Source organism: Streptomyces spinoverrucosus, assembly GCF_015712165.1.
In the GTDB taxonomy this organism is placed as follows: domain Bacteria; phylum Actinomycetota; class Actinomycetes; order Streptomycetales; family Streptomycetaceae; genus Streptomyces; species Streptomyces spinoverrucosus_A.
Genome location: NZ_JADPZX010000001.1, coordinates 575,752 through 592,483, shown reverse-complemented (window position 1 = coordinate 592,483; position 16,732 = coordinate 575,752). Strand labels below are relative to the sequence as shown.

Annotated in this window: 13 protein-coding genes and 1 pseudogene; 7 read left to right on the top strand and 7 right to left on the bottom strand. The window is 72.6% G+C overall.

The features are described 5' to 3' along the window. Window positions 1–51 precede the first annotated feature (51 nt). From I2W78_RS02775 to I2W78_RS02765, 3 genes are all read left to right on the top strand, one after another. Complete coding sequence (locus I2W78_RS02775; protein ID WP_196456612.1) at window positions 52–825, top strand: GNAT family N-acyltransferase; 774 nt, start codon at window positions 52–54, stop codon at window positions 823–825. Further along, complete coding sequence (locus tag I2W78_RS02770; protein ID WP_196456610.1) at window positions 825–1,634, top strand: lysophospholipid acyltransferase family protein; 810 nt, start codon at window positions 825–827, stop codon at window positions 1,632–1,634. The genes I2W78_RS02775 and I2W78_RS02770 overlap by 1 nt, the downstream gene beginning before the upstream one ends. A gap of 96 nt (window positions 1,635–1,730) precedes the next feature. Then, window positions 1,731–2,045, top strand: coding sequence for a hypothetical protein (locus I2W78_RS02765; RefSeq protein WP_196456607.1), 315 nt, complete (start codon window positions 1,731–1,733; stop codon window positions 2,043–2,045). 96 nt (window positions 2,046–2,141) lie between these two features. Here the strand turns inward: I2W78_RS02765 and I2W78_RS02760 are convergent. Then, window positions 2,142–4,489 (bottom strand): annotated as a pseudogene (locus I2W78_RS02760) (ATP-binding cassette domain-containing protein). Window positions 4,490–4,680: 191 nt separating this feature from the next. Here I2W78_RS02760 and I2W78_RS02755 point away from each other — a divergent pair. Then, complete coding sequence (locus tag I2W78_RS02755) at window positions 4,681–7,152, top strand: ATP-dependent Clp protease ATP-binding subunit (RefSeq protein WP_196456605.1); 2,472 nt, start codon at window positions 4,681–4,683, stop codon at window positions 7,150–7,152. Here I2W78_RS02755 and I2W78_RS02750 read toward each other — a convergent pair. Then, on the bottom strand, window positions 7,147–8,145 hold the full coding sequence (locus I2W78_RS02750; RefSeq protein ID WP_196456603.1) for an LLM class flavin-dependent oxidoreductase: 999 nt from the start codon (window positions 8,143–8,145) through the stop codon (window positions 7,147–7,149). The genes I2W78_RS02755 and I2W78_RS02750 overlap by 6 nt on opposite strands. A gap of 276 nt (window positions 8,146–8,421) precedes the next feature. On the opposite strand from I2W78_RS02750, the gene I2W78_RS02745 reads away from it, so the two are divergent. Both I2W78_RS02745 and I2W78_RS02740 read left to right on the top strand, forming a co-directional pair. Further along, a complete protein-coding gene (locus tag I2W78_RS02745) occupies window positions 8,422–10,047 on the top strand; it encodes a TROVE domain-containing protein (protein WP_374222715.1) in 1,626 nt (541 codons plus the stop codon). Between the two features lie 9 nt (window positions 10,048–10,056). Beyond that, on the top strand, window positions 10,057–10,548 hold the full coding sequence (locus I2W78_RS02740; RefSeq protein ID WP_196456602.1) for a phosphatase domain-containing protein: 492 nt from the start codon (window positions 10,057–10,059) through the stop codon (window positions 10,546–10,548). A gap of 11 nt (window positions 10,549–10,559) precedes the next feature. On the opposite strand, the gene I2W78_RS02735 is transcribed toward I2W78_RS02740, so the two are convergent. Further along, window positions 10,560–10,775, bottom strand: a complete 216-nt coding sequence (locus I2W78_RS02735; RefSeq protein WP_196456601.1) for a dodecin — start codon at window positions 10,773–10,775, stop codon at window positions 10,560–10,562. A gap of 221 nt (window positions 10,776–10,996) precedes the next feature. On the opposite strand from I2W78_RS02735, the gene I2W78_RS02730 reads away from it, so the two are divergent. Further along, window positions 10,997–12,256 (top strand): extracellular solute-binding protein, encoded by a 1,260-nt coding sequence (locus tag I2W78_RS02730; RefSeq protein WP_196456600.1) that lies wholly within the window; start codon window positions 10,997–10,999, stop codon window positions 12,254–12,256. Here I2W78_RS02730 and egtD read toward each other — a convergent pair whose 3' ends face one another. Genes egtD through egtA form a run of 4 tightly spaced genes read right to left on the bottom strand, consistent with a single transcriptional unit; the run spans window position 12,257 to window position 16,639 of the window. Beyond that, window positions 12,257–13,219, bottom strand: coding sequence for an L-histidine N(alpha)-methyltransferase (gene egtD, locus I2W78_RS02725; protein WP_196456599.1), 963 nt, complete (start codon window positions 13,217–13,219; stop codon window positions 12,257–12,259). Beyond that, window positions 13,216–14,007 (bottom strand): ergothioneine biosynthesis protein EgtC, encoded by a 792-nt coding sequence (egtC, locus tag I2W78_RS02720; protein ID WP_196456598.1) that lies wholly within the window; start codon window positions 14,005–14,007, stop codon window positions 13,216–13,218. Before egtC ends, egtD begins: the two co-directional genes overlap by 4 nt. Continuing rightward, window positions 14,007–15,341 carry an ergothioneine biosynthesis protein EgtB gene (egtB, locus tag I2W78_RS02715; protein ID WP_196456597.1) on the bottom strand — a complete coding sequence of 445 codons (1,335 nt, stop codon included), beginning with the start codon at window positions 15,339–15,341 and terminating at the stop codon, window positions 14,007–14,009. Before egtB ends, egtC begins: the two co-directional genes overlap by 1 nt. Then, on the bottom strand, window positions 15,338–16,639 hold the full coding sequence (gene egtA, locus I2W78_RS02710) for an ergothioneine biosynthesis glutamate--cysteine ligase EgtA (protein ID WP_196456595.1): 1,302 nt from the start codon (window positions 16,637–16,639) through the stop codon (window positions 15,338–15,340). The genes egtB and egtA overlap by 4 nt, the downstream gene beginning before the upstream one ends. Window positions 16,640–16,732 lie beyond the last annotated feature (93 nt).

Sequence of the window (16,732 nt, the reverse complement as noted above, 5' to 3'; positions counted from 1 at the left end):
CCCGGCCCGCCCGCTGCCGTCGTCGAACCGGCCCGTGACCAGGAGTGTGCCATGACCGGCGTTTCCACCCTCGACCGTCCCCCGCAGCCAGCGGCACCCACCCGCTACACCGTCACCCTCGCCCGCGACGAGGACGACGTGCGAGCGGCGCAGAAGCTGCGGCACGACGTCTTCGCTGGCGAGATGGGCGCGATGCTGTCCTCCCCCCAGCCGGGGCTGGACATCGACTCCTTCGACGCGTACTGCGACCACCTGCTGGTCCGTGACACGCTCACCGGCGAGGTCGTCGGAACCTACCGCCTGCTGCCGCCCGAGCGCGCCGCCGTGGCCGGCCGGCTGTACTCCGAGGGCGAGTTCGACCTGAGCAGCCTCGACCCGATCCGCCCCGGCCTCGTCGAGGTCGGCCGCTCCTGCGTGCACCCGGACCACCGCGACGGCACCGTCATCGGCCTGATCTGGGCGGGGATAGCGCGATACATGGTCGACCGGGGCCACGAGTGGCTGGCCGGCTGCTGCTCCATCCCGCTGGCCGACGGCGGCGCCGTCGCCGCCGCCACCTGGGACCGGGTCCAGGCCAAGAACCTCGCCCCCGAGGAGTACCGCGTACGGCCGCTGCTGGAGTGGTCCGCGGACGGCGTCGCCCGCCCCGCCGGACGTACCGAACTCCCGCCGCTGCTGCGCGGTTACGTCCGCCTCGGCGCCTGGGTGTGCGGCGAGCCCGCCCACGACGCCGACTTCGGCGTCGCCGACCTGTACGTGCTGCTGTCGATGCGCCGGGTCAACCCGCGCTATCTGAAGCACTTCCTCTCTCTTGTCCCGGCCTGATGAGCGTCTGGCTGCCCAGCGCGCCCTGCACCCCCAGGGCGTGCGTGGAGCCCGCGGGGCGCGGTGTGGCGGCAATGTTGGGCGCGCTGCGGCTCGCCGCGGTGCTGGTGCTGCTGCTCGGCGGGATCGTGCTGCTGCCGCTCGGCCGGCGCATTCCCGCCCCTTGGGTGCGCCGGTGGGCGCGGACGATCGCGTGGGCCGCGGGGGTCCGGGTCCGTATCAGCGGCTCCGCGGCACCCACCGGTGGCCTGCTGCTGGTCGCCAACCACATCTCCTGGCTGGACATCCCGCTGCTCGCGTCGGTCCGCCCGGCCCGGATGATCGCCAAGACCGAGATACGGCAGTGGCCGGTCGCCGGTCCGCTGGCCGCGAGCGCCGGCGTCGTGTTCATCGAACGCGACCGCCTGCGCGCCCTTCCGGCCACCGTCGCGCACATCGCCGAACTGCTGCGGTCCGGGGCCGCGGTCGGCGTCTTCCCCGAGGGCAGCACCTGGTGCGGCCGCGCCCAGGGCACCTTCCGCCGGGCCGTGTTCCAGGCCGCGCTGGACGCCGGAGTCCCCGTCCAGCCGGTCCGCATCCACTACCGCCTGGCCGACGGCCACTCCAGCACGGCCCCGGCCTTCGTCGGCGAGGACTCGCTGCTCGCCTCCCTGTGGCGGGTGACGACGGCTCGCGGCCTGATCGCCGAGGTGGACGTCCGGGACCCGATCCTGCCGGGCGCCCTCCCCGACCGCCGGTCCCTGGCCCGCGCCGCCCAGCCCTCCGCGACGGCGGAGCCGGGCTGGACACACGCGGTGCCGGCGTCCTAGCGGAGCCCTCCAACTGTCCGCCGATCCCCAGGCACGGGGGTCGGCGGCTGGAAGGCATCTCCCCGTCCGGCGCCGGCTCAGTGCCGGTCGGGGAAGGTGATCCGCACGCTGCGCACCGGCCCGTTCCCCAGCGCCGATCCGGCGTCCACCTCCAGCGTGCGCACACCGTCGGCGCTCTCGCCGCGCAGCTCGACCAGCCTCTCCAGCCCCGCTGTCCTCGCTCATGGCGTCGAGCAGCCCTGGATCGACGCAGATGCGGCAGGCGGTCACCGCTGCCAGGCCGAGGGTCCGCAGGACCTCGTCGTCCTCGTCCGTATCGTCTCCGGCGTCGGCGTGCGGTGCACGGTGGCAGGCGTCGATGAGTTCGGCCAGGCCGCCGAACCGCGACGAATCCCCCTGCACCTCTTGTGAAAGGGCCCGTCCGATACGTAACACGGCATCAGGCGTGTATGCGCCGTGATCGGGGTGAATCACCTGGCTCACACCCCAACTGTACTGCCGCCAGGGCTATTTGAGGCCGAAACGTGAGCCGAGCGCGGTGGCCAGATAGGGCGCCGTCCGGCTCTCCGGCGCCCGGGACACGTCCGAAGGCGGCCCCGCCGCCACGATCCGCCCGCCCGCCTCGCCGCCGCCCGGGCCCAGGTCGATCACCCAGTCCGCGCCCGCCACCACGGACATGTCGTGCTCCACGACGACCACGGTGTGTCCGGCGTCGACAAGGCCGTGCAGTTGGCGCATCAGGACCTCGACGTCGGCCGGGTGGAGGCCGGTGGTGGGTTCGTCGAGGAGGTAGAGGGTGTGGCCGCGGCGGCCCCGCTGCAGCTCACTCGCCAGCTTGATGCGCTGCGCCTCGCCGCCGGACAGCTCCGTCGCGGGCTGGCCGAGGCGCAGGTAGCCGAGGCCCACGTCGAGCAGAGTGGTGAGGCTGCGGGACACCGCCGGGGTGTCCGCGAAGAACTCGGCTGCGGCCTCGACCGTGAGGTCCAGCACCTGCGCGATGTTCCGGCCCCGGTAGGTCACCCGAAGCGTCTCGGGGTTGTAGCGGGCCCCGCCGCAGTCGGGGCACGGCGCGTACGTGCTCGGCAGGAACAGCAGCTCGACGCTGACGAACCCCTCGCCCTGGCAGGTCTCGCAGCGCCCGCCCGCCACGTTGAAGGAGAACCGGCCCACGCCGTACCCGCGCTCGCGCGCCCCGTCCGTGGCCGCGAACACCTTGCGGACGACGTCGAACAGGCCCGTGTACGTCGCCAGGTTCGAACGCGGGGTGCGGCCGATCGGCCGCTGGTCGACCGAGACCAGACGGCCCACGCCTGCCGGCTCCTGAGTGATCTCACCGATGAGCGTGGACTTCCCCGACCCCGACACGCCCGTCACCGCCGTGAACACCCCGAGCGGGAACTGCGCCGTCACCGCTCGCAGGTTGTGCCGCGTGACCGGCCCCACCTTCAGCCGGCCCCGGGCGTACGCGGTGCACGCACCGGCGCGGGCGAGTCGTCGAAGAGGAAACGGGCCGTCGCCGAGTCCGCCACCGACGCCAGTTCGGTGACCGGCCCGCTGAACAGCACCCGTCCGCCGTGCTCCCCGGCGCGCGGACCGACGTCCACGACCCAGTCGGCGCCCCGCACGACGTCGAGGTGGTGTTCCACCACGAACACCGAGTTCCCGGCCGACTTCAGCCGCTCCAGCACGGTGAGCAGGGCCTCCGTGTCCGCCGGGTGCAGTCCCGCCGACGGCTCGTCGAGGACGTACACCACGCCGAACAGCCCGGAACGCAGCTGGGTCGCCAGGCGCAGCCGTTGCAGCTCGCCCGCCGAGAGGGTCGGCGTGGCGCGGTCGAGGCTGAGGTAGCCGAGGCCGAGTTCGACGACCGGGGCGATACGGGACTTCAGGTCGTCGGTGAGGACCCGGGCCGTCTCACCGGTGGCGACGAGGGTGTCGGCGAGGCGGGCCAGCGGCAGCGCCGCCAGCTCCGCGATCGTACGGCCGCCGAACGTCACCGCCAGCGCCTCGGGCCGCAGCCGGCTGCCGCCGCAGGCCGGGCAGGACGCGCTGGTCAGGAACCGCTCCGCCCTGGCCCGCAGAGTCTGGCTCCTGGAGTCGGAGAAGGTCTTCATGACGTAGCGCCGGGCGCTCATGTACGTGCCCTGGTACGGGCGTTGGATGCGGTCCGCGTCGCGCACCGGGTGGACCGTGACCACCGGCTGCTCGTCCGTGAACAGGATCCACTCCCGCTGCTCGGCGGGCAGTTCGCGCCACGGCCGGTCCACGTCGTACCCGAGCGCGTCGAGGATGTCGCGCAGGTTCTTGCCCTGCCAGGCGCCCGGCCACGCGGCGATCGCGCCCTCGCGGATCGACAGCGACGGGTCGGGGACCAGCAACTCCTCGGTCGTACGGTGCACTCGGCCGAGTCCGTGACACTGCGGGCACGCCCCGGCGGCCGTGTTGGGGGAGAAGGCGTCCGAGTCGAGCCGCTCGGCGCCGGGCGGGTAGTCGCCGGCCCGGGAGAAGAGCATCCGCAGGGAGTTCGAGAGGTTCGTGACCGTCCCCACCGACGAGCGGGACGTCGGTGCCGAGCGGCGCTGTTCCAGGGAGACGGCCGGTGGCAGGCCGCTGATCTCGCCGACCTTCGGCGCCCCGACCTGGTGGATGAGGCGGCGGGCGTACGGTGCCACCGACTCGAAGTAGCGCCGCTGGGCCTCCGCGTAGATCGTGCCGAACGCAAGTGACGACTTCCCGGAGCCGGACACGCCGGTGAACACGGTGAGCACGTCCCGCGGGATGTCGACGTCGACGCCCTTGAGGTTGTGCTCACGGGCGCCGCGCACCCGGACGTACGGGTCGTGGGGGTCGGGCATGGAAACGCACTCCGGCCTTCGGCTCTGGCAAGGGGGCTGACTGCAAGGGGGCTGACTGGGGGACAAACCCCGCGATTCTATGCGAGCGGGCCCGGTGACGCCCGGTGACCGGCGCGGGTGCGGGAGTTACGGCTCTGTGCGAGCTTGGAAGCCACGGATGCCGGTCGACGCACGCACGGAGGGCCGCGACCATGACTTCTGCCGGTTTCGGTTTCGGACGCAGCCCCTTCGACGAGTTCGACGAGCTGATGTCCCGGTTCTTTGGCGGCGCGGCACCGGCCGCGCCCACCCGGCGTGTGCAGCGCGTCGACATCGGCAGCCTGCTGTCGGATCGGGCCCGTGAGCTGGTCGCCCACGCCAGGGACATCGCGGCCGTGGAAGGCAGCGAGGACCTCGACGCCCGGCATCTGCTCGCCGCGGCCACCGAGCACGACTCCACCCGGCGCCTGCTCACCGAGGCCGGCACCGACCCCGACCGGCTCCGCGAACGGCTCGTGGGCGGGACGGAGGCGGGTGAGAAGACCGAGCCGAGCACCCTCACCCCGGCCGCCAAACGCGCGCTGCTCGACGCCTACCGGATATCCCGCGCCGAGGGCTCCTCGTACATCGGCCCCGAACACCTGCTGCGCGCTCTCGCCGCCAACCCGGAGTCGACGGCCGGTGAGGCACTGGCCGGCAGCGGCTGGGAAGGCGTCCGGATGCCCAGCGAGGGCACGGGCGAGCGCCGGGTGCCGACCAACACGCCGACCATCGACGAGTACGGCCGCGACCTCACCGCCGACGCCCGCGCGGGCCGGCTCGACCCCGTCATCGGACGGGACGACGAAGTCGAACAGACCATCGAGGTGCTCTCCCGGCGCAGCAAGAACAACCCCGTGCTCATCGGCGACCCCGGTGTCGGCAAGACCGCCGTCGTCGAGGGCATCGCCCAGCGCATCGCCGCCGACGACGTGCCGAAGACGCTGGCCGGGAAGCGGCTGGTGTCGCTGGACCTGGCCGGGATGGTGGCCGGCACCAAGTACCGCGGCGAGTTCGAGGAGCGGCTGAAGAAGCTGCTCGACGAGGTCCGCGAGCACGGCGACGAACTGGTGCTCTTCCTCGACGAGATGCACACCGTGGTCGGCGCCGGAGGCGGTGGCGAGGGCGCCCTGGACGCGGGCAACATGCTCAAGCCCGCCCTCGCCCGCGGCGAACTGCACCTCATCGGCGCCACCACCGTCGACGAGTACCGCAAGCACATCGAGAAGGACGCCGCTCTGGAGCGCCGCTTCGCCCCGATCCTGGTCGGTGAGCCGACGGTGGACGACACGGTGGAGATCCTGCGCGGCCTGCGCGACCGCTACGAGGCCCACCACCAGGTCCGTATCACCGACGAGGCGGTCGTCGCGGCGGCGGAGCTGTCCGACCGGTACATCACCTCCCGCTTCCTGCCCGACAAGGCGATCGACCTGATGGACCAGGCCGCCGCCCGGGTCCGGCTGCGTGCCAAGACCCCTCTCGCCGACACCCGCGAGATCGAGGACCGGATCGCCGCGCTGAACCGGGAGAAGGACCAGGCCGTCGCCGACGAGGAGTACGAGCGCGCCAAGGACCTGCGCGACCGGATCAAGGAGGCCGAGGAGCGCCTCGCCGAGGCGGGCAGGGGCGAGGCACAGACGCCCAAGGTCACCGCCGACGACGTCGCCGAGGTCGTCTCCCGCACCACCGGCATCCCCGTCGCCCAGCTCACCGAGGAGGAGCGCGAGCGGCTGATGAAGCTGGAGGAGCACCTGCACGAGCGGGTCGTCGGCCAGGACGAGGCGATCACCGCCGTGGCGCGTGCGGTACGCCGCGCCCGGGCCGGGATGAGCGACCCCAATCGCCCCGTCGGCAGCTTCCTCTTCCTCGGCCCGACCGGCGTCGGCAAGACCGAACTGGCCCGCGCCCTCGCCGCCGCGCTGTTCGGCGACGAGAACCGGATGATCCGCCTCGACATGAGCGAGTTCCAGGAGCGGCACACCGTCTCCCGTCTGATCGGCGCCCCGCCCGGATACGTCGGCCACGAGGAGGCCGGCCAGCTCACCGAGGCGGTGCGCAGGCAGCCGTACGCCGTGCTGCTGCTGGACGAGGTGGAGAAGGCGCACCCGGACGTGTTCAACACGCTGCTGCAACTGCTGGACGACGGCCGGCTGACCGACGCCCAGGGCCGCACGGTCGACTTCAAGAACACCGTCGTCATCATGACGTCGAACATCGGCGCCGACCGGATCCTCGCCGCCGGTGTCGACGACTACGCCAAGGTGCGCGAGTCGGTCATGCCGGTCCTCAACGAGCACTTCCGGCCCGAGTTCCTCAACCGCATCGACGAGATCATCGTCTTCCGCGGCCTGGACCGCAGCCAGCTGCGCCAGATCGTCGAACTGCTGCTGGAGCACACCCGGCGCCGACTGCACGCCCAGGACGTCTCCCTTGAGGTCACCGACGCCGCCGCGGACCTGCTGGCCCATCTCGGCCACCAGCCCGACTTCGGCGCCCGCCCGCTGCGCCGCACCATCCAGCGCGAGCTCGACGACCGCCTCGCCGACCTGCTGCTGTCCGGCGAACTGAAGCCGGGCGACCGGGCCCGGGTCGACGCGGCCGACGGGGCGCTTCAGGTGCGGCCGGAACAGCAGGCCGAGCTATGAGCGGATGATCCCAGCCAGCCGCCGGTACGAGTCCAGCAGCGCCTCGCGGTCGTACGTACTGGTCGTGACGAGCACCTCGTCGGCGCCCGTCTCCTTCAGCACCGTTTCCAGCTCGTGCGCGACCTGGTCCTCGGTGCCGGCGATGTGGCCGGTCAGGCCGGACTCGTAGAACCCGCGCTCCTTCTGCGTCATCCGCAGCCCCTCGACGCGCTCGGCGGGCGGCAGCGGCGGGAAGGTGCCGTGCGTGCGGGAGTACGCCATCGACCAGGCCTCGGGGATCAGCAGCCGCCGGGCGTCCTGGGGGCTCGCGGCCACGGCGACGGTGCCCGAGACGACGACGTACGGCTGCGTCGCCCACTGCGACGGGCGGAACCACGCGCGGTAGTGGTCGATGCCTTGCCGCATCTTCTCCCGGTTGCGCAGGTCGCCAATCACCATCGGCAGGCCCGCGCGGGCCGCGATCGTGGCGCCCTCGCCCATCGCGAGCACGAAGGGCGGCACGGTCAGGCCCTCCGGCGGACGGGCGTGGACCCGCGTCGGGGAGGTGCCGCGGAACCAGTCCAGCAGCTCCCGAAGCTGCGCGGCGAAGTCCTCGGCGTCGCCCTTGTCCCGGCCCAGCGCCTTGCGCACCCCGTCGGTGAAGCCCACCGACCGGCCGAGCCCCATGTCGATCCGGCCCGGGAACAGCGACTCCAGCACCCCGAACTGCTCGGCGACGACCAGCGGTTGGTGGTTGGGCAGCATCACCCCGCCGGTGCCCACCCGGATCGTCCGGGTCGCGCCCGCCACGGCGGCTGCCAGCACGGTCGGCGCGGAACCGGCTACGCCGGGCACGCCGTGGTGCTCCGACACCCAGAAGCGGTGGTAGCCGAGCTCCTCCAGTTCCCGCGCCAGCCCCACGGTGTCACGCAGCGCCTCCGGGGCCGTGTGCCCCTCGCGGGTGCGGGAGCGGTCGAGCACGGAGAATCGGGTCGAGGCGATCACGGAGGTCACACAGGGTTCAACGCCTGACGGGGCCACGCATTCCCGCCGTGTCCGTCGGCAGTCGTACAGGCTCGCGATTAATTCGTTGGCATGCGCGCGCCGCTCCGATCTAACGTAAGCCACGTCCTCGCACCTCCCGGTGCGCCGGCTACGGGTACTTCCTTCTGAAAAGCACCCCCGTCGCCGAACAGACCTCGGGAGGCGCGAGCGCCGGTGAGCCCGCACACTTCCTCGATCCCGGGCACCCCCATCTTCCTCACCTCTGTCGTGCAACAAGGGGCAGTCATCTCCCGCTTCAACACCCGTGAGCGCACCACCACCTACGAGGGCGGCGCCGCCTTCGTGCGGGACGCGCGCAGCGAGCTGTTCCTGCTGGCGGTCGTCAACATGGTCGGCCAGGAGACCTTCTACGAGTCGGCCGACTTCCGCGACGCCCGATTCCGCGATCTGGTCCGGCAGTTGGCCGTCGAGGACCCGGAGTGGACCGCGGGCCTGCTCGGCTGGCTGCGCGGCTCCGCCCAGATGCGGACGGCGTCCGTGGTCGGCGCCGCCGAGTTCACCCACGCCCGGCTGGCGGCGGGTCTGTCCGGCCACTCCCGGCCGGTCGTCGACGCGGTGCTCCAGCGGCCGGACGAACCCGGCGAGCTGCTCGCGTACTGGATCTCGCGGTACGGCCGCAATCTCCCGAAGCCGGTCAAGCGCGGTGTCGCCGACGCCGTACGACGGCTCTACAACGGCAGGGCGCTGCTGAAGTACGACACCGCGTCCAAGGGCTTGCGCTTCGGCGACGTGCTCAACCTGGTGCACGCGGCGCCGGACCCGGCCAAGCCGTGGCAGGGCGGGCTGTTCGAGTACGCGCTGGACCGGCGCCACCACCCGGACACCGCCGTACCGCCGACCTCGGAGCGCACCCTGACCGCGCACCGCGCGCTGATGGCGCTGCCGGTCGAGGACCGGCGGGCCGTGCTGACCGCACCCGACGGGGTGGAGCGGCTGGCCGCGGCGGGTGTCACGTGGGAGGCGCTGGCGGGCTGGTTGCAGGGGCCGATGGACCGGGCCGCCTGGGAGGCCGTCATCCCGTCGATGGGCCTGATGGCCGTGACCCGCAACCTGCGCAACTTCGACGAGGCCGGTGTCGGCGACGAGGTGGCCGAGCGGATCGCCGCCCGGCTCGCGGACGCCGAGGAGGTGCGCCGCTCCCGGCAGTTCCCCTACCGGTTCCTCGCCGCCCACCGGGCCGCGCCCACGCCGCGCTGGGGTCACGCCCTGGAGCGGGCGCTGGCCGCGTCCACCGCCAACATCCCGCACCTGCCCGGCCGCACCCTCGTGCTCGTCGACACCTCCGCGTCCATGGACGCCCCGGTGTCGGACCGCTCCACGCTGCGGCACGTCGACGTCGGCGCCCTGTTCGGCGTCGCCCTCGCGGCGCGCGGCTGCGAGGTCGACCTGTACGGCTTCGCCGACGGCGTCTTCCATCACCCGCTGACCCGCGCCGGGTCGGTGCTGAAGCAGACGGAGGAGTTCTGCCGGCGCATCGGCGAGGTCGGGCACGGCACCGAGACCGTCGCCGCGCTGAAGCGGACGTACGACGGGCACGACCGGGTGGTGCTGGTCTCGGACATGCAGGCCACCGGCCCTGTCGTCAAGGTCGACTACGACTACGCCTGGGGCCCGCGCGGCTGGGAGCGGCGGGCGCGGTCCGTGTCCGTCTCCGTGTCGGACGGGGTCCCCGCCGACGTACCGCTGTTCGGCATCACCACCACCGGCTACCTCCCGGCCGCCATCGACACCTCCGTGCCGCACCGCTACGAGGTCGGTGGCTTCTCCGACCAGCTGTTCACCATGGTCGACCTGCTGTCACGCGGGCACGACGCGCGGTGGCCGTGGGAGGCCGGGCCGGAGTCTGTCTAGGGTGGCCGTGTGACAGCTCGTGACGAACGCCCGGTCGCCGTGTTCGACCTGGACAACACCCTCGCCGACACGGCCCACCGGCAGCGCTTCCTGGAACGCAAGCCACGTGACTGGGACGGCTTCTTCGCCGCCGCCCCCGCGGATCCGCCGCTCGCCGAGGGCATCGCGCTGGTGCGGGAGAGCGCCGAGCAGTGCGAGGTCGTGTACCTCACCGGGCGGCCCGAGCGGTGCCGGCAGGACACGCTCGACTGGCTCGCCGCCCAGGGACTGCCCGAGGGGCGGGTCTACATGCGACGCGACGCCGACCGCAGGCCCGCCCGGCACACCAAGCTGGAGATCCTGCGCCGGCTCGCCCGGACCCGGGAGATCCGGGTGCTCGTGGACGACGACGAACTCGTGTGCGAGGACGCGGAGCGGGCCGGGTTCACCGTCGTCAGGGCGCGCTGGGCGACCCCGTCCGCCGAGCTCAAGGTGGCGCAGGAGCGCGAGGGGCGCACCTGACGTTCAGGCCCTCATTCTGCGTCCTCCAGACGGAAGCCGACCTTCATGCTCACCTGCCAGTGTGCGATCTGCCCGTTGTCGAGCTGGCCCCGCACTTCCGTCACCTCGAACCAGTCGAGGTTGCGCAACGTCTGTGAGGCGCGGTTGATGCCGTTGCGGATGGCCTTGTCCACGCCCTCGGGTGAGGTGCCGACGATGTCCGTGACCCGGTAGGTGTGGTTCGTCATGCGGGTACTCCTCTCCGCGCGGTGACGACGGCGTCACACATGTCACGCGTCACTCCACCGTGCCCCAAGTCGCAGCGCCGCGCGAGGCGTCGCCCGGCTTCCCGGGAATCCCTTGACCTCCGCATTGGTCCATACCAAAATCAGCACACCCGTACGAGCCTGTGCTCGTTCCCCCCACGTCGGGCCCTTTCCCCCTGTCCGCCAGACAGAACAGGACCGCCGTGAAGCTTCGCCTCCTTGCCCTCGCCTGCGTGTCCGCCTCCCTCCTCGGCGGTTGCGCACTTGTGCCGTCGAGCGGGACCGAGCGGCGCACGGTCACCGTGTGGCTGATGAAGGGCAGCGCCTCGACGGAGTTCCTGGAGCGCTTCACCGAGGAGTTCGAGCGCACGCACGGCGACCTGGAGCTCGACATCCGCATCCAGGAGTGGACCGGCATCGGCGAGAAGGTGCAGGGCGCGCTGGAGGCCGACACCCCGGACGGACCCGATGTCATCGAGGTCGGCAACACCCAGGTCCCGCAGTACGTCGACGGCGGCGGCCTGCTCGACCTGACGCTGGAGTCGCTGCGGGACTGGGGCATGCGCGACTGGCTGCCCGGCCTTGCCGAACCGGGCCGGCAACGGTCGACGCAGTACGGCATCCCCTGGTACGCGGCGAACCGTGTCGTCATCTACCGCACGGACCTGTTCGAGCAGGCCGGAATCACCGGCCCGCCGAAGACACGCGAGGAGTGGCTCGCCGCCACCGAGAAGCTCGACTCCGGCGGCAACCAGGGAATCTACCTGGCCGGACAGGACTGGTACACGCTCTCCGGCTTCATCTGGGACGAGGGCGGCGACCTCGCGCGGGAGGACGGCGGTGTCTGGACCGGCACCCTGGACACCCCGGCCGCCCTGCGCGGCATGGACTTCTACCGCCGGCTCCAGGCGCTCGGCGACGGCCCCGCCGACGCCGACGAGGAACACCCGCCGCAGGCCGGGGTGTTCGCCGAGGGGAAGGTCGCCCAGATCGTGGCCGTACCGGGACAGGCCCGGGCGATCGTGCAGCAGAACCCCGAACTCGACGGCAAACTGGGCTTCTTCCCCGTACCCGGCAAGTCCGCCGGCACACCCGGCGCGGTCTTCACCGGCGGCTCCGACCTCGTCGTACCGAACAACACCGACCAACGCGACGGCGCCATCGCCGTCGTCGAGGAGCTCACCGGCGCCAAGTGGAACACCGAACTGGCCCGGAGCATGAACTACGTCCCCAACAAGACGACCCTCGCCGGGGCCGTCGCCGGCGAGGAGGGGGTCGCCGCCATGGCGGCGGGTGCCGCGCAGGGGCGGGCGACCCCCAGTACGCCCGAGTGGGCGGCCGTCGAGGCGGACAACCCGATCAAGGAGTACATGACCAGGGTGCTCGGCGGAGCCCACCCGGAGACGGAGGCCCGCCGCGCCTCACGCCGGATCACCGAGGCGCTGGCGGTCCCCGTCGGCTGATCAGCGGGCGGTGCTCAGCGACAACGCGAAACGGCCCTCGCCGTCCGTCCACCAGTGGGACAACGCCAGCCCGGCGGCGGCCAGTTCGGCACGCACGCCCTCCTTGCGGAACTTCGCCGACACCTCGGTGCGCAGCTCCTCGCCCGCCGCGAAGTCGACGGCGAGGTCGAGCGAGGGGATCTTCACGGTCTGCGCGGTACGCGAGCGCAGCCGCATCTCGATCCACTCGTTCCCGGCGTCCCACAGGGCCACGTGGTCGAAGGCGCCGGGATCGAAGTCGGCGCCCAGCTCACGGTTGACGACCGACAGCACGTTCTTGTTGAACGCGGCTGTCACGCCCGCCGCGTCGTCGTACGCCCGGACCAGCACCTGCTCGTCCTTGACCAGGTCGGTACCGAGCAGCAGCGCGTCGCCGGGGGAGAGCAGGGCGCGGATCGCGGCCAGGAACGCGGCGCGCTCCTCGGGGAGCAGATTGCCGATCGTGCCACCGAGGAACGCCACCAGCCGCGGACCCGGCGTTTCAGGCAGTTCGAGGGCCACGGTGAAGTCGGCGATCAGCGCGTGCACGTTCAGGCCGGGCCGCTCCGCGACGAGCGCGGTCCCGGCCTGGGTGAGGGCGCTGTCGCTGACGTCGACCGGGACGTATGTGTGCAGCCCGGTCAGCGCGTCGAGCAGGTACCGCGTCTTCTCCGAGGAGCCGGAGCCCAGCTCGACGAGGGTACGGGCGCCGGTCGCGGCGGCGATCCCGGCGGCGCGGTCGACGAGGATCTCCCGCTCGGCGCGGGTCGGATAGTACTCGGGCAGCTCCGTGATCTGTTCGAAGAGATCGCTGCCGTGGGCGTCGTAGAACCACTTCGGCGGCAGCGTCTTGGGCGAGGTCGTCAGGCCCCGAAGGACGTCGGCGCGCAGCGCGGCCTCCGTGGCGTCCTCGGGCAGGGTGCGGGTCAGAAGGAACGGACTCACGTACGGGGCTCCTTGCGGGGTGCGGCCGCCGAGGCGTCGCTCGGCTCCTTGAGCGGGGTGAGCTGCACATCGGTGCCGCTCGCCGCCAGCAGGGTGCGGTCGGGCACCTCGTGCCAGCGCGGATCGTCGTCGTAGGGTTCGGAGGCCACGACCGTGCCGCCGCCCGGCCGGGCGAGATACCACAGGGTGTCGCCCCAGGCGGTCGCGGCGATGGACTCGCCGTCGGTCAGCAGCAGGTTGAGCCGGGAGCCCGGGGCCGCCGCGGCGATCTCGGGGACCGTGTCGGCCAGCGCCCGGCCCAGGTCGTCGCCGGCGCGCAGCCGGGCGAGGACGAGCGCCCACACGAGTGCGGAGTCGTTGCGGGCCTCCAGGGACAGCAGGTCCACCGGGGGCAGGCCGCCCGCCAAGGAGGCGAGGGAGTGCGGCCAGCCCGTGACGGCGCCGTTGTGGCTGAACAGCCAGGATCCCGCGGCGAACGGCGCCGCCGCGGCCTCCGCGTCGGCGCCCGCCAGCGTCGCGTCCCGGACGGCGGCGAGCAGCGTGCGGGTGCGCACGACCCGGGCCAGATCGGCGAAGGACAGGTCCGCCCAGATGGGCCCGGCCCGCCGGTAGCGCGCCGGCAGGGGATCGCCCTGCGCGTACCAACCCACGCCGAAACCGTCGGCGTTGACGGTGCCGTACTGCTGGCGCCGTGGCGCCCACGACTGCCGGTACAGGCCGAACGGTGGTTCCACCAGCAGCCTGCCGAGGGTTTCCTCGGGCCCGGTGTACGCCAGGTGACGGCACATCAGACGTCCCCCGAGCGGGCGGTGCGGAAGCCGGAGAAGATCTGCCGCCGGATCGGATAGTCCCAGTTGCGGAAGGTGCCCCGGCAGGCCACCGCGTCCACGGCGAACGAACCGCCGCGCAGCACCTTGTACTCGGGCCCGAAGAACACCTCCGAGTACTCCTTGTACGGGAACGCCCTGAAGCCCGGGTACGGCAGGAAGTCGCTGGCCGTCCACTCCCACACGTCACCGATCAACTGCCGCACGCCCAGCGGCGACTCACCGGCCGGATAGCTGCCCGCCGGCGCGGGCCGCAGGTGCCGCTGGCCGAGGTTGGCGTGCTCGGGCGCCGGGTCGGCGTCGCCCCACGGGTAGCGCGTCGAACCGCCGGTCGCCGGGTCGAAGCGGGCCGCCTTCTCCCACTCGGCCTCGGTGGGCAGCCGGCGCCCGGCCCAGCGGGCGTAGGCGTCGGCCTCGTACCAGCTCACGTGGAGCACCGGCTCGTCGTGCGGCACGGCCTCGGTGACACCGAAGCGCCGCCTGAGCCACTGGCCGCCGTCGCGCCGCCAGTACAGGGGCGCGTGGACGTTGTGGCGGCGGATGTGCGCCCAGCCGTCGGCCGTCCACCAGCGCGGGTCGTCGTAGCCGCCGTCCTCGATGAACGCGAGGTACGCGCCGTTCGTGACCGGCGTGGTGTCGATGTAGAACGAGGCCACCTCCCGCCGGTGCGCGGGCCGTTCGTTGTCCAGCGCCCACGGCTCGGTGGCGGTGCCCATGGTGAACGGGCCGCCGGGGACGAGGACTTCGGCCGGTCCGGTGAACAGTGGCACGGGCTCCGGGTCGGGGGCGTGCAGGGCCTGCGGGCCCTTGCGGAGCTGATGGGTGATCAGCATGGTCTCGTCGTGCTGCTGTTCGTGCTGCGCGATCATGCCGAAGGCGAAACCCGCCTCCGTCAGCCGCGTGCCGTGGAAGGCGGTGTCCGCCAGCACGTCCAGGGCCCGGCCGCGCACCTCGGCCGCGTACTTGCGGGCCTCGGCGGGCGGCAGCAGCGGCAGCGAGGGCCGTTCCGCGCGCGGATGCTCGAAGGCGTCGTACAGGCTGTCGATCTCGGGCCGTATCGCCTCCTGACCGGCGACCGCGCGCAGCAGCCAGAGCTCCTCCTGGTTGCCGATGTGCGCGAGGTCCCACACCAGCGGGGACATCAGCGGCGAGTGCTGGGCGGTCAGGTCGGGTTCCTCGACGCAGCTCGTCAGCAGCGTGGTGCGGTCCCGCGCGATGGTGAGCGAGGCCAGGGCGCGCTCGCGGAAGGCCTCGGTGTCGATCTCGATCTCCGTGTCGGTCGCGGGGTCGGTCATGTGCGCAGGTCCTTCCCGTGCGTGCGGCGGTCCTGGCCGCGCAGCCTGTCGAGCAGGTCGTCGGCGGGGCAGCGGCCCCGCATGACATAGCGGTCCCGGTACGCGGCGACGGCGTCCATGACCTCGGTGGACGCGCCGAGCCGGGGCAGTGCGTGCAGCGCCGCCGCGAAGCAGTCGACGGCCACCTCGTGCAACTCCGGGTCGCCGAGCCCGTACCGGGCCGCGTCGAGCCACAGTGGGTTGTGCGGCGCGGGCAGCGCCCCGGTCCGCTCGGCCAGGGGTTTCACCGCGCGGTACGCGGTCTCCGCGGCCTGGGGGTCGTCGAAGAGGGCCGTCGTCACGGCGAGCGGCACGATCCATCCGTTCTCGCCGGGCTGCGCGTCGATCATGCGCAGTTCGAGATGGCCGCGCGGCCGGATCGGCGGGAACAGCGTGGTGATGTGGTAGTCCAGGTCGTCCCGGGTCGGTGGTCTGGGCGCCCCCGATCTGGTCCAGTCCCGGAAGGTGAGCCCGTCCGGCACGTGCCAGGGGCCGCCGTCCTGCCGTACGCACATCACCGGGGCGTCCAGCACATGCCGGGCCCAGGCGCCCCGCGGATCGGCGTCCAGGGCGGGCGCGCCCGCCCGGCCCGCGCCGATCTCCACCCAGCGCAGCTGCCGGGTGGACAGCCAGCCGGTGGGTTCGTGGCCGGCCAGCGGGGAGTTGGCGAACGCGGCCAGCAGGACCGCGCCCAGCTGGTGCGCCAGCCACCAGCGCCGCACATGGCCGAGCGGGCCGGGCTCCTCGTACCCGGCGTCCAGGCACACCTGGACCGACGCCGAGGTGCACATCATGGCGCGGCCGGCCGGGCCGGTGCGGTCGAGGCTGGTCTCCATCGCCTCGTAGCGCGGCTCCCGCAGGAACCGGCGGGGGGCGTGCCACGGGTCGTGGCCGATGCCGAGGAGGCCGAGATCGTGCTCGCGCAGTTCCGCGCGGACGGCGTCCAGGTCGGCGGAGACGATGTCCACGCACTCCATCAGGGAGGCGGCGGGCGGGGAGCTCAGCTCCAGCTGGCCGCCGGGTTCGACGGTCAGCGCCGACCTCAGGGGGACGGTGCGCAGTGCGGCGTAGGCCGCTTCGAGTCGTTCGGGTGTCACGGGGAGCTGCGGGCCGCGCAGCTCGTGGACGAGCCATTCCACTTCGACGCCGACGGTGCGCGGCGGTCCGGTCTTGAAGCAGATGCCCCGGACCAGGGCCTCCACTTCCGGTTCGGTGACGGCTGTACGGGGCTCCGTACAGCCGCTGACTGAGTCGGACATGTCGGGATCCTCCTGAGATTCCACCATGCCGCCGATCCGGCAAACGGCAAGCCGGACCGGCACACTCGTCCCACCCAAGACCCTCGCGTCCCT